Source organism: Streptomyces sp. TE5632 (genome assembly GCF_054061295.1).
Window position 1 is genome coordinate 2,019,855 of record NZ_JBSSEA010000003.1, and the last position, 16,447, is coordinate 2,036,301.

A 16,447-nucleotide genomic window follows, 5' to 3' on the forward strand; every position below is an offset into this window, starting at 1 on the left:
TGTTCTTCGGAGCCGGCTTCTTCGAGGAGTCAAGCCACGCCACACAGAGTGGGGCATACTTGAAGTATGGCAACTCGGAAGATCACCATCACCGTGCCGGAAGAGCTGGTGGAATCGATCAAGGAGCGCGTCGACGCACGCGGGGTGTCCGGCTACATCGCGGCCGCCGCCGCCCACCAGGACGCCATGGACCGACTGCGCGAGTTGGCCGACCGTCTCGAGGAAGAGCACGGCGCCGTGACGGACGACGAGCAGCAGGCAGCGCTGGATCGCATCGCCGCCATCGACGGCTGGCACGACGAACAGCGGTCGGCTTCGGGCGAGGCCGCGTGAGCCGCGCTGTCCGAGCGAAGTTGCCCCGGCCGCGGCAGCGTGTCTTCGTGTTCGGCTCCGAGGCTCTCTCCAAGGCGGTCCAGGGTGATCGGGAGATGGCTGCGCTGATCAAGACGGCTCCGCGGCTCGACATCCCGATCGTCACCTCGGCGCTCACCACCCTGGAGGCATGGGACCCGCGCGAAACGTCGAGGCAGGCACTGTGGAGCTGGACGCTGTCCCGGATCCGCATCGTGCACACGGACGACCAGGTGATCGCCATGGCGCGCGACATGCTGAAGGCAGCCGGCCTGCACGGGCACAAGTACGCCCTCGACGCCCTCCTGGCGGCTGTGGCCGGGCGGGAAGCCGCACAGGGAGCCCAGGCAACCGTCTTCACCTCCGACACCGACGACATGGATCAACTCCTCGCGGGCCACTCCGTGCGAGTCGAAAAGGTCTGACAAGACGCCCGCACCTCACTCCGGCCGCTCGCCGGGCCCCGAGCACCCCGTGGCCTTCGCCGGACAGCACACTCACCGGCACGTATTCAGCACACACGAGGGCGGGAAGCACCGTGAACACGTGAGAACCGCGGAGGAGTCCTTCCCCTGGTCGGACGCCGTGCGGCCCTTTCCACGTCACGGCCACCGCCCCAATCTTCAATGGGTGTAGCTCGCGTTTTGGGAAGATCGCCGGTCAGGCCCCGTCCGGGTGGCTCGGTGATCAGTCAGCTGGTGGCGGGTCAATCCCTAGGACTGGCAGGCAGTCCTCAACGGCGACGAGTTCGATGTCGTCGCGCCGCCGCTTGTTCCACTGCTCGCGGGTCAGCCTCCACTGTTTGATCTCCGCCGGCTCGCCGCGCCGGGTGTCCCAGGTGACGCCGTTCGGCACGTAGCCCAGAGCTTGGGAGATGCGGTTCGAGGCATGGTTGTCGCAGAAGGCATCGCTGCTCGCCTCACGGGCCCCCAACCCATCGAAGGCCAGATGCAGCACCGCCTGCCGCATCTCCTTGCCCAAGCCGCCGCCCCGCACGTCCGGGCTGAGCCAGGAAAAGGTGGTGACCGTACCGAACGCGGCGAAGTCGGTGCCGATCAGATCCTGCATGCCCACCGGCTCACCGTCGATGACCACGACGAAGTACAGACGCCAAAGGCTCGCGCTCACCCGGCCCCGGCCGCGCCACACCCCCTGCAGCCAGCCCCACTCGCGCTCTGGGCTGTCCTCATAGAGGGACATCGGATCGTCAAAGGGCCACGGGGGCTGCGTGACCACGCCCTTGCGAACCGTCGGGACCAGGCGCTCCAGGAGCTCATCTGTCGCCCCTAGCAACGACAGACGGGGGGTGTGCACCTGCACGTTCAACGGGGGATATGCAGACAAAGGCGAGGCAGACACCGGCATGCGCGCAACCCTATGGGCCAGCCAACATGGCGCGCATCACATATTCGACCCGGAGCCTGAACATGGCGATCTTCCCAGAGGGAGCTACACCCATCTTCAATAGCCGACAACGTCGCAAGAAGTCATCTCAATTGGCACGTGCGCCTCCGCACGTGAGAGTCAGACTGTCCGGCTCATGCACCATGGCTTGACCGTGATGTGAGACTTGCGGCATGGACATGGGGCGTGAGTCGCGGTGGGAAAAGGACGCAATGACGGTGGAGATCGTTTTCGCCCTGGTGACTGCCGTCGCGCTGGCTGCGGCGGTCTTCGCCGTCGCTCTGACTCCCGCACTAGCCTTTGGCATCTCTGGTTCAGCGAAGAAGGGCGTGTTGGCGGGGGGCGCACTGCTCGGAGCGACGGCCGGAATGTGGCGTCTGGTACGGGTGCTGCGTCGGTTCGACGAGCAGCGCCGAATGGGCCGCTGACTGCGGGCCCTCTCCGTGAGGTCGCTAGTGCTGTGACCGGGAAGGGTCGCCGGGTCAGCTCGGTCAGTCCGATCGTGCTGCTTCCCACCTCCATGAGGTTTGGCGAGGGAGGCCGTCGAGGTCACCGCGGCCGGTGCACCAGAGAAGTACCTGGGTGGGGTCTCCGGGCGGGGCGGCGGGGAAGAGTCGGTTGAGTACGGCTGCGCTCAGCGGTGCTGGTGGTAGCCAGCCCACGGACAATCCCTGCGTGATGTCGTGGGTGTGCAGGAGGGTTTCGGCGACGCCCATCGCCGCGAACCCGTCGGGGTCGCACGGACCCCAGTGCCAAGCACGCAAGGTTGGGCTGGCCGTGGCCAACGCGCTGCTGAGCAGCCCGCCGCAGGCGGTGACGGCCTGGAGCACCTCAGCCGGTGAGGCGGTGGAACGGATGTTCAGGTCGAAGGGAAGGTAGGCGTCGGCGGGCTGTGCTGCCAGCTGCCCTGCGTAGGCCAGCAGGTCATGGCCGATGTGCGCTGCTGTCTGCCGGCAGGTCCATTCGAGCGGCCCCGCCGGCACCGTCCAGTCCTCGGCGGTTTGGGGGCTGAGCACCCGCAGCATCTCTGCCACGGCGGCGTCGACGTCCTGATGGTCCATGCGGAGCTCCTTGCGGTTCGTGCTGTGCGACTGGGCTGTGCCGGGAGTCGTCCATTCACGCTGCCAGGCACCTGGCACGTCCGCCCCAGCGGATGCCTTTCCCACTGCGAATGCGGGCGCGCCCGCGGCGCTGGGCGGCGGCGTGTCAGTCCCCGTGGTCTTCGCGGCGGCGTCGATAGTGTGCCTTTGCGCCGGGCGAGGAGTAATCGTCAAGACCTGTGGGCCGATTGATCTCAGTTTCGTTCGGGTGGGTTGATCGCGACGAGTTCGACCTCGAAGCCGTCGTCGTTCTCCAGGTAGGCGGCGTAGTGCTGTCCGCCGCCGGCGTATGGATGCCGCTCGGGGAACATCAACTGCCAGCCATGCTGAGCGGCGTCGGCAGTCAGCTTCTCGACCATGGTGGCGTCTTCGACGTGGAAGGCCAGGTGGTTCAGTCCCGGGCGGCAGCGATCGTGCCGTTCGGCAGTGAGGGCCGGGGACTGCTCGATGACCAGGTAGGTCGGCCCGAGCCGCCAACTGCGGCCGCCGTCCCAGCTTTGGTAAACGGCGTAACCCAGCGCCTCCAGCAGCCAACCGAGCGAGGCGAGTGCGCGGTGGAGGTTGGGCACCCACAACTCGACGTGATGCAGCGTGCCGTGTGTGGGCCGGCTCATGCGGCCGCCTCCTCAGCACGCTCGACGAGGTGGCCGTTCTCGAAGCGGGCGCCGGAGCGGACGAGGGCGACGAGGTGGGGGGCGGTGACCGCCCGCCAGCGGGCCTGCGCGGCTTCCGCGCGCTTGAACACCATCGCCAGAGCGGCGGCCGGGCTGCCGGCGCCCCGGGTGACCTTGGTCCGCAGCCTGATCGTGGAGAACGTGGACTCGATCGGATTCGTGGTCCGCAGATGGATCCAGTGCTCGGCCGGGAAGTCGTAGAACGCCAGCAGCTCGTCCAGGTCACTGGTGATCTTCTCGGCGGCCTTGGGCCACTTCGCCCCGTAGTCCTTCGCGAACTGCTTCGCCGCCTGCTCGGCGTGGGCCCGATCCTCGGCGTTGCAGATCTCCTGCAGGGCCTTCTTCGCTCCCGCGTGCACGGACTTCGGCAGTGCGTTGATCACATTTCGGGTCTTGTGAACCCGGCACCTTTGGTGCCTGGCCTGCGGAAACACCTCCGCCAGGGCCCGCCACAGGCCCATGGCCCCGTCGCTCACGACGAGCTCCGGATCGCGCATGCCGCGCCGTCGGCAGTCCCGCAGCAGGTCGGCCCAGGACTCGGTCGACTCCCGCAGCCCCTCCGCCAGGGCGATCAGCTCCTTGCTGCCGTCCAGACGGACGCCCACCAGGACCAGGACACGGGAGCGGGCCTGCCCGAGACGGACCTTGGGGTGGACGCCGTCGGCCCACACGTAGACGTAGTCAGTGCCGGCCAGGTCGCGGCGCTGGAAGGCGGCGTGCTCGTCCTGCCACTGTTTCGTGAGCCGGTTCACCGTCGCCGCCGACAGGCCGGCCGCGGAGCCGAGGAACTGCTCGAGCGCGGGCACGAAGTCGCCCGAGGACAGTCCGTGCAGGTAGAGCAGCGGGAGGACCTTGCTGATCTTCGGGGACCTGCGGCACCAGGGCGGCTGGGGGTACCTCCCGGCCGAAGGCTGGGGGGAGATCTTCGACGAGAATCGCTGCCGTTCACCACTCGCCTCGTCGACGCGGCGGTCGTTGACCCGCGGGGCGCGGACCTCGACCGGGCCGGCCACTGTCGTCACGGTGCGGGGCCGGTGGTGGCCGTTGCGCACCACCGGGCGTCGGCCGCGTTCGTCCCGCTCGGCCGCCAATTCGGCTATGTACTGGTCGACTTCGGCTTCCAGTGCGGCGGCGAGCATCCGTCTCGCGCCCTCCCGGACGATCTCGTCGGTCAGGGAGCCAGTAGCGGTGGAGCCGTCTTCGTTGACTACGCTGAGCACGGGCGTGCCTTCCCGACCCGCGCTGCGAACGCGGGCCTGCTCGATGACCATCAGTCGATCCCTCGGGAAGGTACGCCCTTCACGTGCCGCTCCGGGAGCCGATCCACAAGTCATGAGCATCGCTCGGAGCTACAAGAACCGGTGGTACAACTCCTCGAACCGGACGACGTCCTGGATCAACGTCAACTACTGGGCGTCCTTCGCTCTGCACAGCGACCGGGCCTACAACCTGGACAACGTGTACAAGCTGGGGATCGGGGACATCCTCCAGATGGACTTCGGCGGCAACAGGTCCAAGGACCACTCCATGACCACCACGTACAAGAGCGGCGGAGTGCCCTACCCCACCCACCACTCGACCAACACCTACCGGAAGTCGGTGAAGAGCCTTGTGGCGCAGTACCCGCGCGCGACCTACTACGCCTTCCGCACCTGACGGAAGCGGACACCGCTCGTGGCGGCGTCGCGCCGGGCTGCTCATGGCGGTGCTCTGCGCGGTAGCGCTCACCGCGTGCGGCGGCGGGGACGGCTCTGCGTCCGCGAAACCCGACCTGGCGGACCAGGACCGTTTCCTGCACGACTACGTACGGTTCCTCAACCGCTCGGACGAGGACGGGCTGGCCGGGCTGCTCGACGCCCATCCCCAGGGCTCCAAGGACGCCCGCGTCCGGATCAAGGCGTACGGCGGACAGGACTGGGACGTCCGGTGGACGCGCACCTCTGACTTCAAGGACGTATGGAAAGTGGACGTGTCCGGCACCGCAGGTGCCAAGCGCCGACCCGTCCGCGTCACCGAGACCATCACCTGGGAGAAGGCGCGGTGGGTGATGGCCCCGCTCCCGGGTGTCGTACCGACCCCATCCGACGCGGCGGGGACCGAACCGCCCGGGTGAGCGCATCAGAGCCCGGCCGTTTCGCCTGAGCGGCGTCCGGTCTTGAACAAGACAGCGAATGTACCTCCTGAACTGGGGCGGCCGGGCTTGTCCAAGGCTTCTGTCGTTCCAGCAGGAAGACACTTTCTGCGTACACACCATCGCCTGGCCCTCAGGCTCGTCGTCCCGGCCGACGCCCACGGAGTGGTCAGCCACGCAGGATCGCGTGCCCACGCCTGCCTTCTTCGCCGGGCTGTTCGCGCTTCGGTCACCGCAGACCGCAGGAGACGGCCAAGCGAAGGCACCCGCCAGGCGCAAGTGCGCATCGTGCACATCACCGACCGAACACACCATGGGCGGATTCATGGTCCGGGGCCTTTTGGCGGTTCGGTTTCAGGCGGCGTGGGGGGGTGAAGGTGACGCGAGTACGGCTCACCAAGGGTCGTGGGCTCGTCCAGGAGGCGGTCCGTCTTGTCCTCCACCCGCCGGTGGAGGCGGAACGGAAGCAGCTCCAGCCAATCCCGCACCTCGGGTTCGATCTCGATCTCCCACCGCTCCGTCATGCATTCAACGGCATATACCTCCAAGCACACAACGCAAGCCTCCACCGGCCTCCCCGGCCTGCGCTTCCCCCTGGCCGCGCCGCGCGCCCACGCTTCGCAGCAAGAGGTCTCTCCCCCTGCAGGCGGCCCAGAACGGATTCAGCACACATGAGGCCGGGAAACCCCGCGAACACGCGAGAACCGCAGAGGAGCGTTTCCCCTGGTCAGACACGCCGCGGCCCGCATCTTCGCAGGTCACAGCCCCGCCCAGGGAAAACTCCTCAAGCGGGTGTCGCAGGTTCGAATCCTGCCGGGGGCACAACGTATTACCGCTCTGAACTGGGGTTTCTCCCCCAGGGAGGCACTCTGTTCGGCCTCGGACTCCTCGTCCGGGGCCGTTTGCGTGAGCGGTGCGTGAGCGGACGGAGAGTTGATCTCCCGGATGTCCCCCAACGGATCAGCATCACCCGGCACGGACTCCAGGCCGGACTCCCCCGTGATGTGGGGGCTCAGGCTCCGCTTCGGGCGCGGTGCTCTCGGAGGCGGCGCGGGCGTGCGGTACGCGCCGGGCTGCGGCCTCAGCGATCGCCAGATCCGCCTCGGGCAGCAGGCTCGTGTACGTGTCGGCCGTGATGGTGATCGAGGAGTGGCCGGGCATCTCCTGGATGGGGTGTGTCCAGCGAGTGGTGCAACTCGCCGGTCCGAGGGTCCTCCGCGGGCATCGGGTGTGCCTGATGGGTGCCGGTGTCGATGAGGATCTGTGCGGCATGGATGACGTTGTCGGCACGGCCGGCATCGGCCATCGCGGCACGGACGGCATCGGGTGTCGCGTGCGGTGGGACCACGAGAAGGGACAAGTTGGTCCTGGTCGTCCCGAGTGATCAGGACGGTGCCCTCACCGACCGGGAAGGAGTCGATACGGACGACCTGGTCGTCGCTGACCAGGCGTGTGGGAAGTTCATCCCGTGCACCGCCGCACCGGCTGCGCCCGCCGGCGGTTCCGGACGCGTCGCCTCTCGGTAAAACGCCTGTTCACGCGCACATCCCAGGGCCTCGAAGCGGCGTAGAGTAAAGGGATCGGGAGTACTCCGCACACTGGCCGCCATGTCGGTGTCGTTCCCGGCGAACAACAACACCAGCCTCCGAGAGGAGGCTCGGGGACAGGTCCGCGTCATGACCGCGACCATCGAACCCACGATCTTCAAAGAACGCCTGCCTTCGGCGTCGGCCCGGCTGTCCCTGGCCCCGACCGGCTCGGTTCCAGGTCTCCTGGACGGTGCCTGGTGGCCCCGCTCCCGTGATCTCCTCCGGGAGATCCCCACTCTGACGGACGCGCTGGACGCGTGCTGGGGTCGGATCACCCACGTCACCGTGAACCCGGCCCACTGGCCCGTCATCCCGCGCAAGGTCCCCGTCACGGGGCACACGGTGCATGTCGGCTGGTTCGCCGACGAGCAGGACCCGAACAAGGTGATCCTCCTCTCCTACACGGTGGGCCGCCTGGACCTGCTGGTGATCCCTCCGGAGACGGAGCCGGCCGCCGCCGCCCGGCTGATGGCAGCAGCAACCGTTCCGGGAGGCATCCGCACCGCCAGCGGTCTGATGGCCGACGAGGCCATGAGCCACGACGCGGCAGAGGCTCGGAGCCGGGAAGAGGAACGGAAGACCGACGGCGGAGCCGCTTCGGCGGCCGGAGCCGCGATCGGGATCTTGAGTTCCGCCCTGAGGGGGTGAGGACGTGGAGACAGCCGTCACCATCGCCGTGATCATCTTTGTGATCATCGCGGGGACGTTCCTGATCCACCGGCTCAACGCGCAGCATGACGAAAGGATCGGGGCGTTCCGCTACAGCGACGCCCTACCGGGAATCGGTCGGCGGACCCGTAGGAGTCCACGTGCGACCGCGCCGAATGGCTTTCCTGCCGACGCCACACGCCGTGAGCATCGAGAGGGGCGCCGCTGATGACGCAGACCTGCTTCCAGCCGGGACGGGTATGGGGCGACGGCCGTCACACCCACCGACACGTCGCCCCCGATACACGTCGTCCTGTATGAGCAAGGGGTCACCATGAAGTCACCGGAACCGCCGTCGGCCGGGCACGCGGAGGCTCGTATCGTCGCCGCGGACCCGGAGGCGGCTCGCCATGTCGCGGAGACTCTCCGCCGTTGTTTCACCGCCACCGAAGCGCGCGGCTACCCCGCAGGCGCTGACGGCGGAACACGCCTCCACCTCACCGTGGACACCACGCGCATGGCGGAGCCGGTGCGCTCCTGGCTGTTGACCAGTCAGCCCTCCCGGGACGATCACGCACAGCCGGACGAAATCCGAGGAGATGGCCCTCGGCGGGGGAAGGAGGACACCGCCCCGGACGTAGGGGTCTCCGTCGGTGCCGGCACGAGAGGCAGGCGACCATGGCGACACTGCACGAGCGGCAGCACTACCGCGAAGCGATCATGAAGACCCTGTACGAGGCCATCGAGGGCAATCGCCTCCTCGGCCTCACCGGGGCGCAGCTGCGCGAGGACTTCGCCATGCCCGAGGAGGACCTGGCCGCCGCCTGCACGTACTTGGCGGCCGAGGGACTGATCCAGGTCGACTGGGCACGAGGAAACACACCCGCGATGGTCACACTGACGCACAAGGGGATCCAGTTCATGGAGGCCGAGGAGAAGGACAGTGACTGACACGGCACAGGCCGCCCTCAGGCCCCGGCCGGTCACACGGCGGCCTTTCCCTCCCATATGACCGAAATGGCGTCACGGGCATACCCTGATGAGTGGGCCGGCGCACTCTCACGTGCAACGACCCGGAAGGGCGGCCCCGGCGTGTATACGCCGGGGCCGTTGCGTCACCGGCGACTGCCACAGGGAGAAGGTGTGATCCACTCGGCCGGTCTCCGCGGGTGACGCGACTGCGACGCCGTTGACCCGAAGGGCCGAGAAAGCAGCGCGCCGTCTACGTGGACGGCGAACCGCGACTGAGCCACTGCTGATGCGGGGAGGCTGACGTGGTGCTGTTTCTTCTGCTGCTCATCGTGGCGGTGGTGCTCGGCGGTGCCCAGCACCACATCGTCCGGCCCGCGGAAGGGCCACCAGCCCGGCATCCCGAAACCCCGGCGGCGCTGCGGTTCCAGCCCGCCCAGCAGCACGCCGCCGCCCAGGGCGAACAGTCCAAGGCCTAGAAGCCCCAGCAGCACCCGGTTCACGGTCTTGAGCATCGGGGGCACCTCAGCCGTTCTTCGGGCGCCGGACGTGCACGGTCAGCGCGGGTTGCCGGGCGAGACCCAAGGCCCCTCACGGCTTCCCCCAGCGTGGCGTCCAGGTCCGCACGGACCTCCTCGAGATCGTGGAAATGTGCCCGTGCCCGGGCTTTGCCCTTCCGGCGCCCGACAGCGACCTGTGCCGACTGGACACCGGGCACCTGCACGGTCCGGTCGCGCAGAACCAGGGCGGCCGCGCGGCGGTCGAGCCCGGCGCGGACCTCCCCTGCCCCGGGGATACCGGTGGGCTGCCGCATGGGCAGCATGCCTGCGCAGTCCCGGCGTCACCGCCAGCAGGAAGAGCCACAGGCCGAGGGCCATCGCCAGTGCGGCCCCGACGATCATCCAGATGTCGTCCAGGGGCCGTGTGGCCAGTTCCTCGGCGAGCCGCCGCCAGTGCATCGCAGACCGTCCTGCCCGCACCGAGCCCACGTCGTACAGGAGCAATCCAACGGCCGCGGCGGACGGCAGGGCCACCAAGGCCGCGGGAATCCGCCGCGCTGACCAGAAACGGCGTGCCGACCGGTCTGACGCGTCGATCGCCGCCGTCGCGCCCGTGCCCGCCCCGGGGCGGCATCGGCGGACGGAGCCGCCTGTCCGGAATCGGTGGGAAGGTCGCTGTCGCCGGGCGGCTGCCGCCAGGTGTTCGTGCTCATCTCACCCTTTCCTGGTCCGCGTGCCGGGCATGCACCGAGTGCAGCCTCTCGACCGGCACCGCGAGGTCGGGCACCTCCATGCCGGCCCATGTCCTGAGCCGTTCGGTGACCTCCCGGCGCACTGCGCCGCGCTGTCGGACGGATGGCCGAGCTCGACGGCGATGCGCAGCCGTGCCTCGCCGAGCACTGCCTGCTGTCCGGCGGCAGGCTCGGCGTCTCGTCCTGCGGTATTCCGCTCCGGTGCCCGCCGCACGGATGTGGCCACGCGTGGCGTCCGGCGGCCGGGTGGTACGTGGCCGGCCGACCAGGTGAACCGGCTCAGCGCCTCGCGCGCCACCTGGGAAGCGACCGTCGCAACGGCCCGGTCGGCGACGGTGATCGCACCGCGCTCCCCGCGGGGGATGCCGGGCGCCGATCGGCTCCTCCGGTCACTGCCGCCCCTCTCACCGAGCCCGTCGCCGGTCATCGCGGATCCGCTCCTGCCGGTCTCGGCGGCGGACGAAGTCGCCCGGTTCGAGATCACCTTCCATCAACCGCCCGGCCACGAGACCGACGACGCCCAGCACCAGCACCAGCAGGAAAGCCCAGAAGCCGCCGAAATACGCGGCGAAACCCAGCGCCATTCCGGCCATCAAGCCCACCACGGCCCTGCTCATCACGCGCTCCTTCACTCACGCGGGCTGCTCCGCCCCGGCTACTGGATCCGCTGCCGCTCTTCCCCCTCCTCCTCGTCGGGCAGCTTCACGTCGCTGACCGTGATGTTGACCTCCACGACTTCCCGACCCGCCATCCGCTCCACCGCGGAGATCACGTTCTCCCGCACCGCACCGGCCACGTCCGTGATCGAGACGCCGTAGTCGACGACGATCTCCAGATCGATGGCCGCCTGCAGCTCGCCGACCTCGACACTGACCCCGCGCGTGACGGACTTGCCGCTCCCGGCGCCAGGCATCCGCTCCCGCACGGATCCCATCGAGCGGGCGAATCCGCCGCCCAGGGCATAGACGCCGGGCACGTCCCGTGCCGCCATTCCGGCGATCTTCTCCACCACCACATCGGCGATGGTCGTCCGGCCGCGAGAACCGGGCGCACCGATGTATTTTGCGCCGACGTCATCAGTCATCAGGGCATTCCTTCCTTAAGGAGCACTCCTGGAACCCTTTGCAATATTATATTCAATTTAGTGCAGTTTGCCCGAGCTGCGGATCGTGAGGCGGAGTGGTCCAACGAGTGGCCCGAGCGCCCCTACCCGGAGCCCTCGCGGACACTTCGGGCGCAGTGCGGCAGGAAGAGAACCGCGGCCATGGAAGAAGGAGGGTGAGAGGCCGGTGAAAACCGAGGCGTGGACGCAGGCAGTACGGCACCAGCTCGACCTGGGCCGGCTGCTCCCGCTCGGCGGGCCCGACGACGGGACATGGATCACCGAGCAAGCGGCCGTCCGGGTCCTCGGACGCGCTGCCGCTGATATTCCCGGTGTCCGGCTGGAGTCTCTGCGCATCGGACCGGCACCGCTCGAGCCCGTGTCCGAGCCGGCCGTCCGCCCGCCGGCCAGCGCGCTACCGCCTGGCCCGCTCAGGATCGAGGCCGCCTTCACAGCACCCCTCGGGCAGCCGCTGCCTCACACCGCCGACCAGTTGAGGAGCGCACTGCTCAACGCGGCCGCCGAACGGCTCGGCCTGGCCACCGTGACAGCCGACCTGCGCGTCACGGATCTCCGTGAGGCCCTGGAGACAGGCGTGAAGTCGCCGACCGCAGCGAGGGCCATGAGGCCGACGCCGGAAACTGCAGCCGCGCGAAGCTCACCCCCGGCGACCGGAACAGGATCCATGCAGGGGCCCGTCGGGAAACTCGCGGACGCCACGACGGGCGTTCCGGGCGTCGCCCGCCTCACCGCCGTGCTGGGAAGCCGCCCGGTCAAGGTGGAGGACCATGACGATCCACCCGGCCGACACATCGAGGTCCAACTCGCGGTCGCCCCCGGACACCATCCACTGGAAGTCGCCCGCGCCGTCCGGGACGCCGTAGCCGATGCGGCCGCCGGGGACGCCCCGGGCCCGGTCACCGCCGCCGTCCTCATCACGGAAACCGAGGCCTAGCCCGGCGTCGAACGGCAGCTCGACGCGTCGGGCCTGATCCGGTCCCATTTCTCCGGCCTCGCCCTCGGCGCAGGCCACACCGCGGCGGGCATCGCCGGGGCGATTGCTGTGACCTGGGCAGACAGCGAACGAGCCAAGGTCTCCGGAGCCGTCGCCGTGCAGCGCAGCGCAGAAGCACAGCGACCATGGCGACCGTCGCTGAGCGCAGCAGCCTCGTGACCGGACCAGGAGACCTCAGCGAACTTCGTGCCCGTAGCCACGGGACAAAGAGGTAGCCGGCTCAAGTACGAGCCCCCCATGCCTGGCTACTGCCCCACCCGCGCCCGCTCCGCCGCAGGCAAGAACACCCCGCACGCGTGAGCGATGCGTGAGCGATGCGTGAGCGGACGACGGAGCACCACCCGGCATGAACCAACACCCCCGATCAAGGACTCGATCCCACTCCTGAAGCGGGTGTCGCAGGTTCGGATCCTGCCGGAGGCACAGAGAAACACCAGCGCAGAGGCCCTTCCGTCCCCACGGGCGGAGGGGCCTTCGTACTCACAGCACATGCAACGACCTTGACAGCGGCTCTTCAGCATGTGCCCGGTCGGCAGCCTGCTGGAGCCGGACTGCGAGGTACTGCCGAGCCCGGAGCACGACCAGCGGCTGACCGGCCACACCGCCCGCCCGTGCAGCGATTCCCATGACCGGCTGGAGCTGCTGCGCGTGGTCGGCCTCCGGGGCCTGCCCCGCGGCTGAACCGCTACGCGGGGTCCGGCGGTGCCCGCAGCAGCGGTACCGCCCCGGACCGGTCGCCGGTCGCCGACGTCGCCCTCCACTTGCCACTCACGGCGGCCGGGACACATCGGCATGGGCCCCGGTGCACCGCTGTCCGCCTTCACCGGTCCGGATCGTCGTCCTCGTGGCCGGAGTCGGGGATTTACGGACCAGCAGGGTCTGGACAACATTATATCTGCATCCGCGGGATGAGAGTTTTACGGAACCGTGCGGGCAGCTTCCTTGCAGTAACGGGCAGAGCAGAATTATTCAACGCACACGGACCGCCGCAACGTGCTACTGTCGTTCTCAGTTGCAGTTGTGGTTCCCGAATTCCAAGTTCTTCTCAGTCGGCTTCTGCGCCACTGGAAGCGCCTTTTGGCACCGGTCTTTTTCCGGGCGGGGTGATCATCGCGGCGACACGGCGTCCGTACAGTGCGGATGCCGACTCACTGCCCCGAAGGAGACAAGACATGGCTACTGGCACCGTGAAGTGGTTCAACGCAGAAAAGGGCTTCGGCTTCATCGAGCAGGACGGTGGCGGCGCTGACGTGTTCGCCCACTACTCGAACATCGCCGCCCAGGGCTTCCGCGAGCTGCTCGAAGGCCAGAAGGTGAGCTTCGACATCGCGCAGGGCCAGAAGGGCCCGACGGCCGAGAACATCGTTCCCGCCTGACGTCGGCACGCATTCTGCAGCTGGGGCCCGCATCCTTCGGGGTGCGGGCCCCAGCTGTACGCACTTCCCGTAGTGGTTCAACCTGCGGGGCGACTGCGAGGAATCCGTGGACTCAAGCACACGGATTCCCTTTCGGGGACACCAGAAAATCTCCCCTCGATCACATTTTGGCGCACGATTTATTTTCGCGCCCCACTCGGCCCGTTCTTGCAATTCTCCGCGCTGCTCACTGCTGCGGAAATTCCTTGATATGTGCCGCATCAAGGAAGGTCCCGCATGAACCGCACACGCACGAACGACCGCTTCGCCCGCACTCGGAACGGCAGCACCGCCCCCGGGAAGAACGGCAACCGGTTCGGCTCATCGTCCCCGAGCCGCTCCGGCGGACCGGTCCGTTCCAACGGTCACAGCCGCCGCCCCGCCGCGTTCCAGGGTGAGTTCGCCCTCCCGGAGACGATCACCCCGGCGCTGCCCGCGGCGACGGACTTCGCCGATCTCGACATGCCCGCGGAGCTGCTGACCGCGCTCGGCTCACAGGGCGTGACCGTCCCGTTCCCGATCCAGGCCGCGACGCTGCCGAACTCCCTCGCCGGCCGGGACGTCCTCGGCCGGGGACGCACCGGTTCCGGCAAGACCCTCGCCTTCGGGCTGGCGCTGCTGGCCCGTACGGCCGGGCAGCGCGCCGAGGCCCGGCAGCCGCTGGGGCTGATCCTCGTGCCGACGCGTGAGCTGGCGCAGCAGGTCACCGACGCGCTCATGCCGTACGCCCGCGCAGTGAAGCTGCGTCTGGCGACGGTAGTGGGAGGGATGCCGATCGGCAGGCAGGCCGGCGCGCTGCGCCGCGGCGTCGAGATCGTCGTCGCCACCCCCGGACGCCTCAAGGACCTCATCGAACGCGGCGACTGCCGACTGGACCGGGTGGCCGTCACCGTCCTCGACGAGGCGGACCAGATGGCCGACATGGGCTTCATGCCGCAGGTCACCGCCCTGCTCGACCAGGTCCGTCCTCAGGGTCAGCGCATGCTGTTCTCCGCCACTCTCGACCGCAACGTCGACCTGCTCGTACGCCGCTACCTGAGCGACCCCGTCGTGCACTCCGTCGATCCGTCGGCCGGCGCGGTCACCACGATGGAGCACCACCTGCTCCACGTCCACGGCGCCGACAAACACGCGGCCGTCACCGAGATCGCCGCACGCGACGGCCGCGTGATCATGTTCCTGGACACCAAGCACGCCGTCGACCGCCTCACCGAGCACCTCCTGAACAGCGGGGTGCGGGCCGCCTCCCTCCACGGGGGCAAGTCGCAGCCGCAGCGCACCCGTACGCTGACGCAGTTCAAGGACGGACACGTCAGCGTGCTGGTGGCGACCAACGTCGCTGCGCGCGGCATTCACGTCGACAGCCTCGACCTCGTCGTCAACGTCGATCCTCCGACCGACCACAAGGACTACCTCCACCGCGGCGGCCGCACGGCCCGCGCCGGCGAGTCCGGCAGCGTCGTCACCCTGGTCACCCCGAACCAGCGCCGGGCCATGACCCGCCTGATGGCAACAGCCGGCATCGTCCCGCAGACCACCCAGGTCCGCGCGGGCGCGGAGGCCCTGCACCGCATCACCGGCGCCCAGGCCCCCTCCGGCATCCCGGTCGTCATCACCGCACCGGTGGTCGAACGCCCCAAGCGCGGCGCCACCTCGCGCGGCCGGCGCCGCTCCGCTTCGGCGACCCGGCGCGCGCCCGCGCGACGGTCCGTCTCCGACGCGGCCTAGAACCGTCTTGATCAGGAAGCTGACCCATCTCTGCAGGAGGCACCTCTTGACGCTGGTCCAGATGCATTCCCGCTCAACGAGCACCGACACCGTGCACAGGACGGTTGCCGATGCCATGGACCCGGCCGGGCCCCAGGTCTGGGACGACATGACCGTCGAGGTGGCGCTGTCCGTCATGGCCGCCGCCCGCACGGCTCACCTCGTCGTCTGTGACGAGGACGGCCAGTACACCGACCTGGTCACCCGGGCCCGGCTCACCGCCGTGCGGGACGGTTCCGGATACACCGACCGGGTCCGCCTGCGCGACATCTCCGACGCGACGACGGCGGACTCTTCGCCTCGCCGCTGACCGCGGTGGCCGAAGCCGAGCACGCGATGCGGCACCGGCGGCCCGAGGCCCTGCCCGTGGTCGACGAACACGGCAACGCCCCGGGCGTCGTCGCCCTCTCCCGCTGAACCGCCTCACCACGGTCGGCCCCTTCCCCTTCTCCTTGTGAGGCGTCATGCGTTGTGTCATCGCCCGCTTTCCGTTCGAGCTCACCAAGGAAGGCGTGCTGGAATCGATGAAGGGCGTCAAGCCCGAGCCGGTCACCGGCGACTCCGTCGTCATCGGGCGCCGCCACTACCCCGTCAAGCAGGTCGGCCAGGTCATCACCCGCCAGGACCGTCGCGATTTCAGCGGCGGCGAAGTCCTCAGGGCCATGACCCGGCTCGGCTTCACCTGCCGCACCGGCCCCAAGGTCTCAGAGGTCTCAGAGGTCTCAGAGGCGAGGATCGCCGACCCGCTCCAGCGGGCTTCCGCGGTGCTTGGCGCGCCCATGTCCATCTGACCGACGGGAGAGGTGCGAGCCGGTACCAGGACAGCGCTGAGGGCCCGAACCGGCTTGTTTCCCCGACCTCGTCAGCCGCTCGAGCAGGTTGGCGCGAGGGCGACCATGACTCCGGGCGCTCCCACGGAGGACACCTGGTGAGCCGCGGCCTGCGCGACCGGAACACTGCGTGCGGACCGGACGGTGGAACTCGATGGCCGGCCTGCTCGTCGCCACGGCAGCGCCGGTGACTCGTCTCC

General features: G+C 68.9%; 20 protein-coding genes and 3 pseudogenes. 15 read left to right on the forward strand and 8 right to left on the reverse strand.

Annotation, left to right across the window (positions count from 1 at the left end; translation table 11 throughout):
• Window positions 1–66: 66 nt before the first annotated feature.
• Window positions 67–333 (forward strand): hypothetical protein, encoded by a 267-nt coding sequence (locus ACVW19_RS14185; RefSeq protein WP_381360068.1) that lies wholly within the window; start codon window positions 67–69, stop codon window positions 331–333.
• A 47-nt stretch (window positions 334–380) separates the two neighbouring features.
• Window positions 381–776, forward strand: coding sequence for a hypothetical protein (locus ACVW19_RS14190; RefSeq protein WP_457459757.1), 396 nt, complete (start codon window positions 381–383; stop codon window positions 774–776).
• A 262-nt stretch (window positions 777–1,038) separates the two neighbouring features.
• On the opposite strand, the gene ACVW19_RS14195 is transcribed toward ACVW19_RS14190, so the two are convergent.
• Window positions 1,039–1,671: a GNAT family N-acetyltransferase gene (locus ACVW19_RS14195; protein WP_457464604.1), complete on the reverse strand. Its 633-nt coding sequence runs from the start codon at window positions 1,669–1,671 to the stop codon at window positions 1,039–1,041.
• Window positions 1,672–1,928: 257 nt separating this feature from the next.
• Here ACVW19_RS14195 and ACVW19_RS14200 point away from each other — a divergent pair, with 257 nt between their 5' ends.
• Window positions 1,929–2,183 (forward strand): DUF6332 family protein, encoded by a 255-nt coding sequence (locus ACVW19_RS14200; protein WP_457459758.1) that lies wholly within the window; start codon window positions 1,929–1,931, stop codon window positions 2,181–2,183.
• A gap of 63 nt (window positions 2,184–2,246) precedes the next feature.
• Here ACVW19_RS14200 and ACVW19_RS14205 read toward each other — a convergent pair whose 3' ends face one another.
• From ACVW19_RS14205 to ACVW19_RS14215, 3 genes are all read right to left on the reverse strand, one after another.
• The gene (locus ACVW19_RS14205; RefSeq protein ID WP_457459759.1) at window positions 2,247–2,816 is read right to left on the reverse strand and encodes a maleylpyruvate isomerase N-terminal domain-containing protein; all 570 of its coding nucleotides are present in this window, start codon (window positions 2,814–2,816) and stop codon (window positions 2,247–2,249) included.
• A gap of 233 nt (window positions 2,817–3,049) precedes the next feature.
• A complete protein-coding gene (locus tag ACVW19_RS14210; protein ID WP_457459760.1) occupies window positions 3,050–3,469 on the reverse strand; it encodes a VOC family protein in 420 nt (139 codons plus the stop codon).
• The gene (locus tag ACVW19_RS14215; protein ID WP_457459761.1) at window positions 3,466–4,749 is read right to left on the reverse strand and encodes an IS256 family transposase; all 1,284 of its coding nucleotides are present in this window, start codon (window positions 4,747–4,749) and stop codon (window positions 3,466–3,468) included. The genes ACVW19_RS14210 and ACVW19_RS14215 overlap by 4 nt, the downstream gene beginning before the upstream one ends.
• Before the next feature lie 112 nt (window positions 4,750–4,861).
• On the opposite strand from ACVW19_RS14215, the gene ACVW19_RS14220 reads away from it, so the two are divergent.
• A complete protein-coding gene (locus ACVW19_RS14220; protein ID WP_457459762.1) occupies window positions 4,862–5,185 on the forward strand; it encodes an amidase domain-containing protein in 324 nt (107 codons plus the stop codon).
• Between the two features lie 49 nt (window positions 5,186–5,234).
• Window positions 5,235–5,642 (forward strand): hypothetical protein, encoded by a 408-nt coding sequence (locus ACVW19_RS14225; RefSeq protein ID WP_457459763.1) that lies wholly within the window; start codon window positions 5,235–5,237, stop codon window positions 5,640–5,642.
• Between the two features lie 1,243 nt (window positions 5,643–6,885).
• Here ACVW19_RS14225 and ACVW19_RS14230 read toward each other — a convergent pair.
• Window positions 6,886–7,132, reverse strand: a pseudogene (locus tag ACVW19_RS14230) (DUF5994 family protein); the annotation flags it as partial.
• Window positions 7,133–7,336: 204 nt separating this feature from the next.
• Between ACVW19_RS14230 and ACVW19_RS14235 the strand changes: the two are divergent.
• The 4 genes from ACVW19_RS14235 to ACVW19_RS14250 all read left to right on the forward strand — a co-directional run bounded on the left by ACVW19_RS14235 (window position 7,337) and on the right by ACVW19_RS14250 (window position 9,345).
• The gene (locus ACVW19_RS14235) at window positions 7,337–7,897 is read left to right on the forward strand and encodes a DUF5994 family protein (RefSeq protein WP_457464606.1); all 561 of its coding nucleotides are present in this window, start codon (window positions 7,337–7,339) and stop codon (window positions 7,895–7,897) included.
• 4 nt (window positions 7,898–7,901) lie between these two features.
• Window positions 7,902–8,126 (forward strand): hypothetical protein, encoded by a 225-nt coding sequence (locus ACVW19_RS14240; protein WP_457459764.1) that lies wholly within the window; start codon window positions 7,902–7,904, stop codon window positions 8,124–8,126.
• 449 nt (window positions 8,127–8,575) lie between these two features.
• Entirely contained in the window at window positions 8,576–8,848 is a 273-nt protein-coding gene (locus tag ACVW19_RS14245; protein ID WP_457459765.1) for a hypothetical protein, read from the forward strand.
• 323 nt (window positions 8,849–9,171) lie between these two features.
• Entirely contained in the window at window positions 9,172–9,345 is a 174-nt protein-coding gene (locus tag ACVW19_RS14250; RefSeq protein ID WP_457459766.1) for a hypothetical protein, read from the forward strand.
• A 46-nt stretch (window positions 9,346–9,391) separates the two neighbouring features.
• On the opposite strand, the pseudogene ACVW19_RS14255 reads toward ACVW19_RS14250, so the two are convergent.
• The 3 genes and pseudogenes from ACVW19_RS14255 to ACVW19_RS14265 form a co-directional block, all read right to left on the reverse strand.
• Window positions 9,392–10,079 (reverse strand): annotated as a pseudogene (locus ACVW19_RS14255) (DUF6286 domain-containing protein).
• A 443-nt stretch (window positions 10,080–10,522) separates the two neighbouring features.
• Window positions 10,523–10,735 carry a hypothetical protein gene (locus tag ACVW19_RS14260; RefSeq protein ID WP_457459767.1) on the reverse strand — a complete coding sequence of 71 codons (213 nt, stop codon included), beginning with the start codon at window positions 10,733–10,735 and terminating at the stop codon, window positions 10,523–10,525.
• A 38-nt stretch (window positions 10,736–10,773) separates the two neighbouring features.
• Window positions 10,774–11,202 (reverse strand): Asp23/Gls24 family envelope stress response protein, encoded by a 429-nt coding sequence (locus ACVW19_RS14265; protein WP_457459768.1) that lies wholly within the window; start codon window positions 11,200–11,202, stop codon window positions 10,774–10,776.
• A 205-nt stretch (window positions 11,203–11,407) separates the two neighbouring features.
• Between ACVW19_RS14265 and ACVW19_RS14270 the strand changes: the two genes are divergently transcribed.
• From ACVW19_RS14270 to ACVW19_RS14295, 6 genes and pseudogenes are all read left to right on the forward strand, one after another.
• Window positions 11,408–12,175: a hypothetical protein gene (locus tag ACVW19_RS14270; RefSeq protein WP_457459769.1), complete on the forward strand. Its 768-nt coding sequence runs from the start codon at window positions 11,408–11,410 to the stop codon at window positions 12,173–12,175.
• A gap of 579 nt (window positions 12,176–12,754) precedes the next feature.
• Window positions 12,755–12,916, forward strand: coding sequence for a hypothetical protein (locus tag ACVW19_RS14275; RefSeq protein ID WP_457459770.1), 162 nt, complete (start codon window positions 12,755–12,757; stop codon window positions 12,914–12,916).
• A 491-nt stretch (window positions 12,917–13,407) separates the two neighbouring features.
• Window positions 13,408–13,611, forward strand: a complete 204-nt coding sequence (locus ACVW19_RS14280) for a cold-shock protein (RefSeq protein WP_004986771.1) — start codon at window positions 13,408–13,410, stop codon at window positions 13,609–13,611.
• 276 nt (window positions 13,612–13,887) lie between these two features.
• Window positions 13,888–15,378 (forward strand): DEAD/DEAH box helicase, encoded by a 1,491-nt coding sequence (locus ACVW19_RS14285; protein ID WP_457459771.1) that lies wholly within the window; start codon window positions 13,888–13,890, stop codon window positions 15,376–15,378.
• Between the two features lie 46 nt (window positions 15,379–15,424).
• Window positions 15,425–15,834, forward strand: a pseudogene (locus tag ACVW19_RS14290) (CBS domain-containing protein).
• A 47-nt stretch (window positions 15,835–15,881) separates the two neighbouring features.
• Window positions 15,882–16,208: an SCO5918 family protein gene (locus ACVW19_RS14295; protein ID WP_457459772.1), complete on the forward strand. Its 327-nt coding sequence runs from the start codon at window positions 15,882–15,884 to the stop codon at window positions 16,206–16,208.
• The last annotated feature ends 239 nt before the right edge of the window (window positions 16,209–16,447 follow it).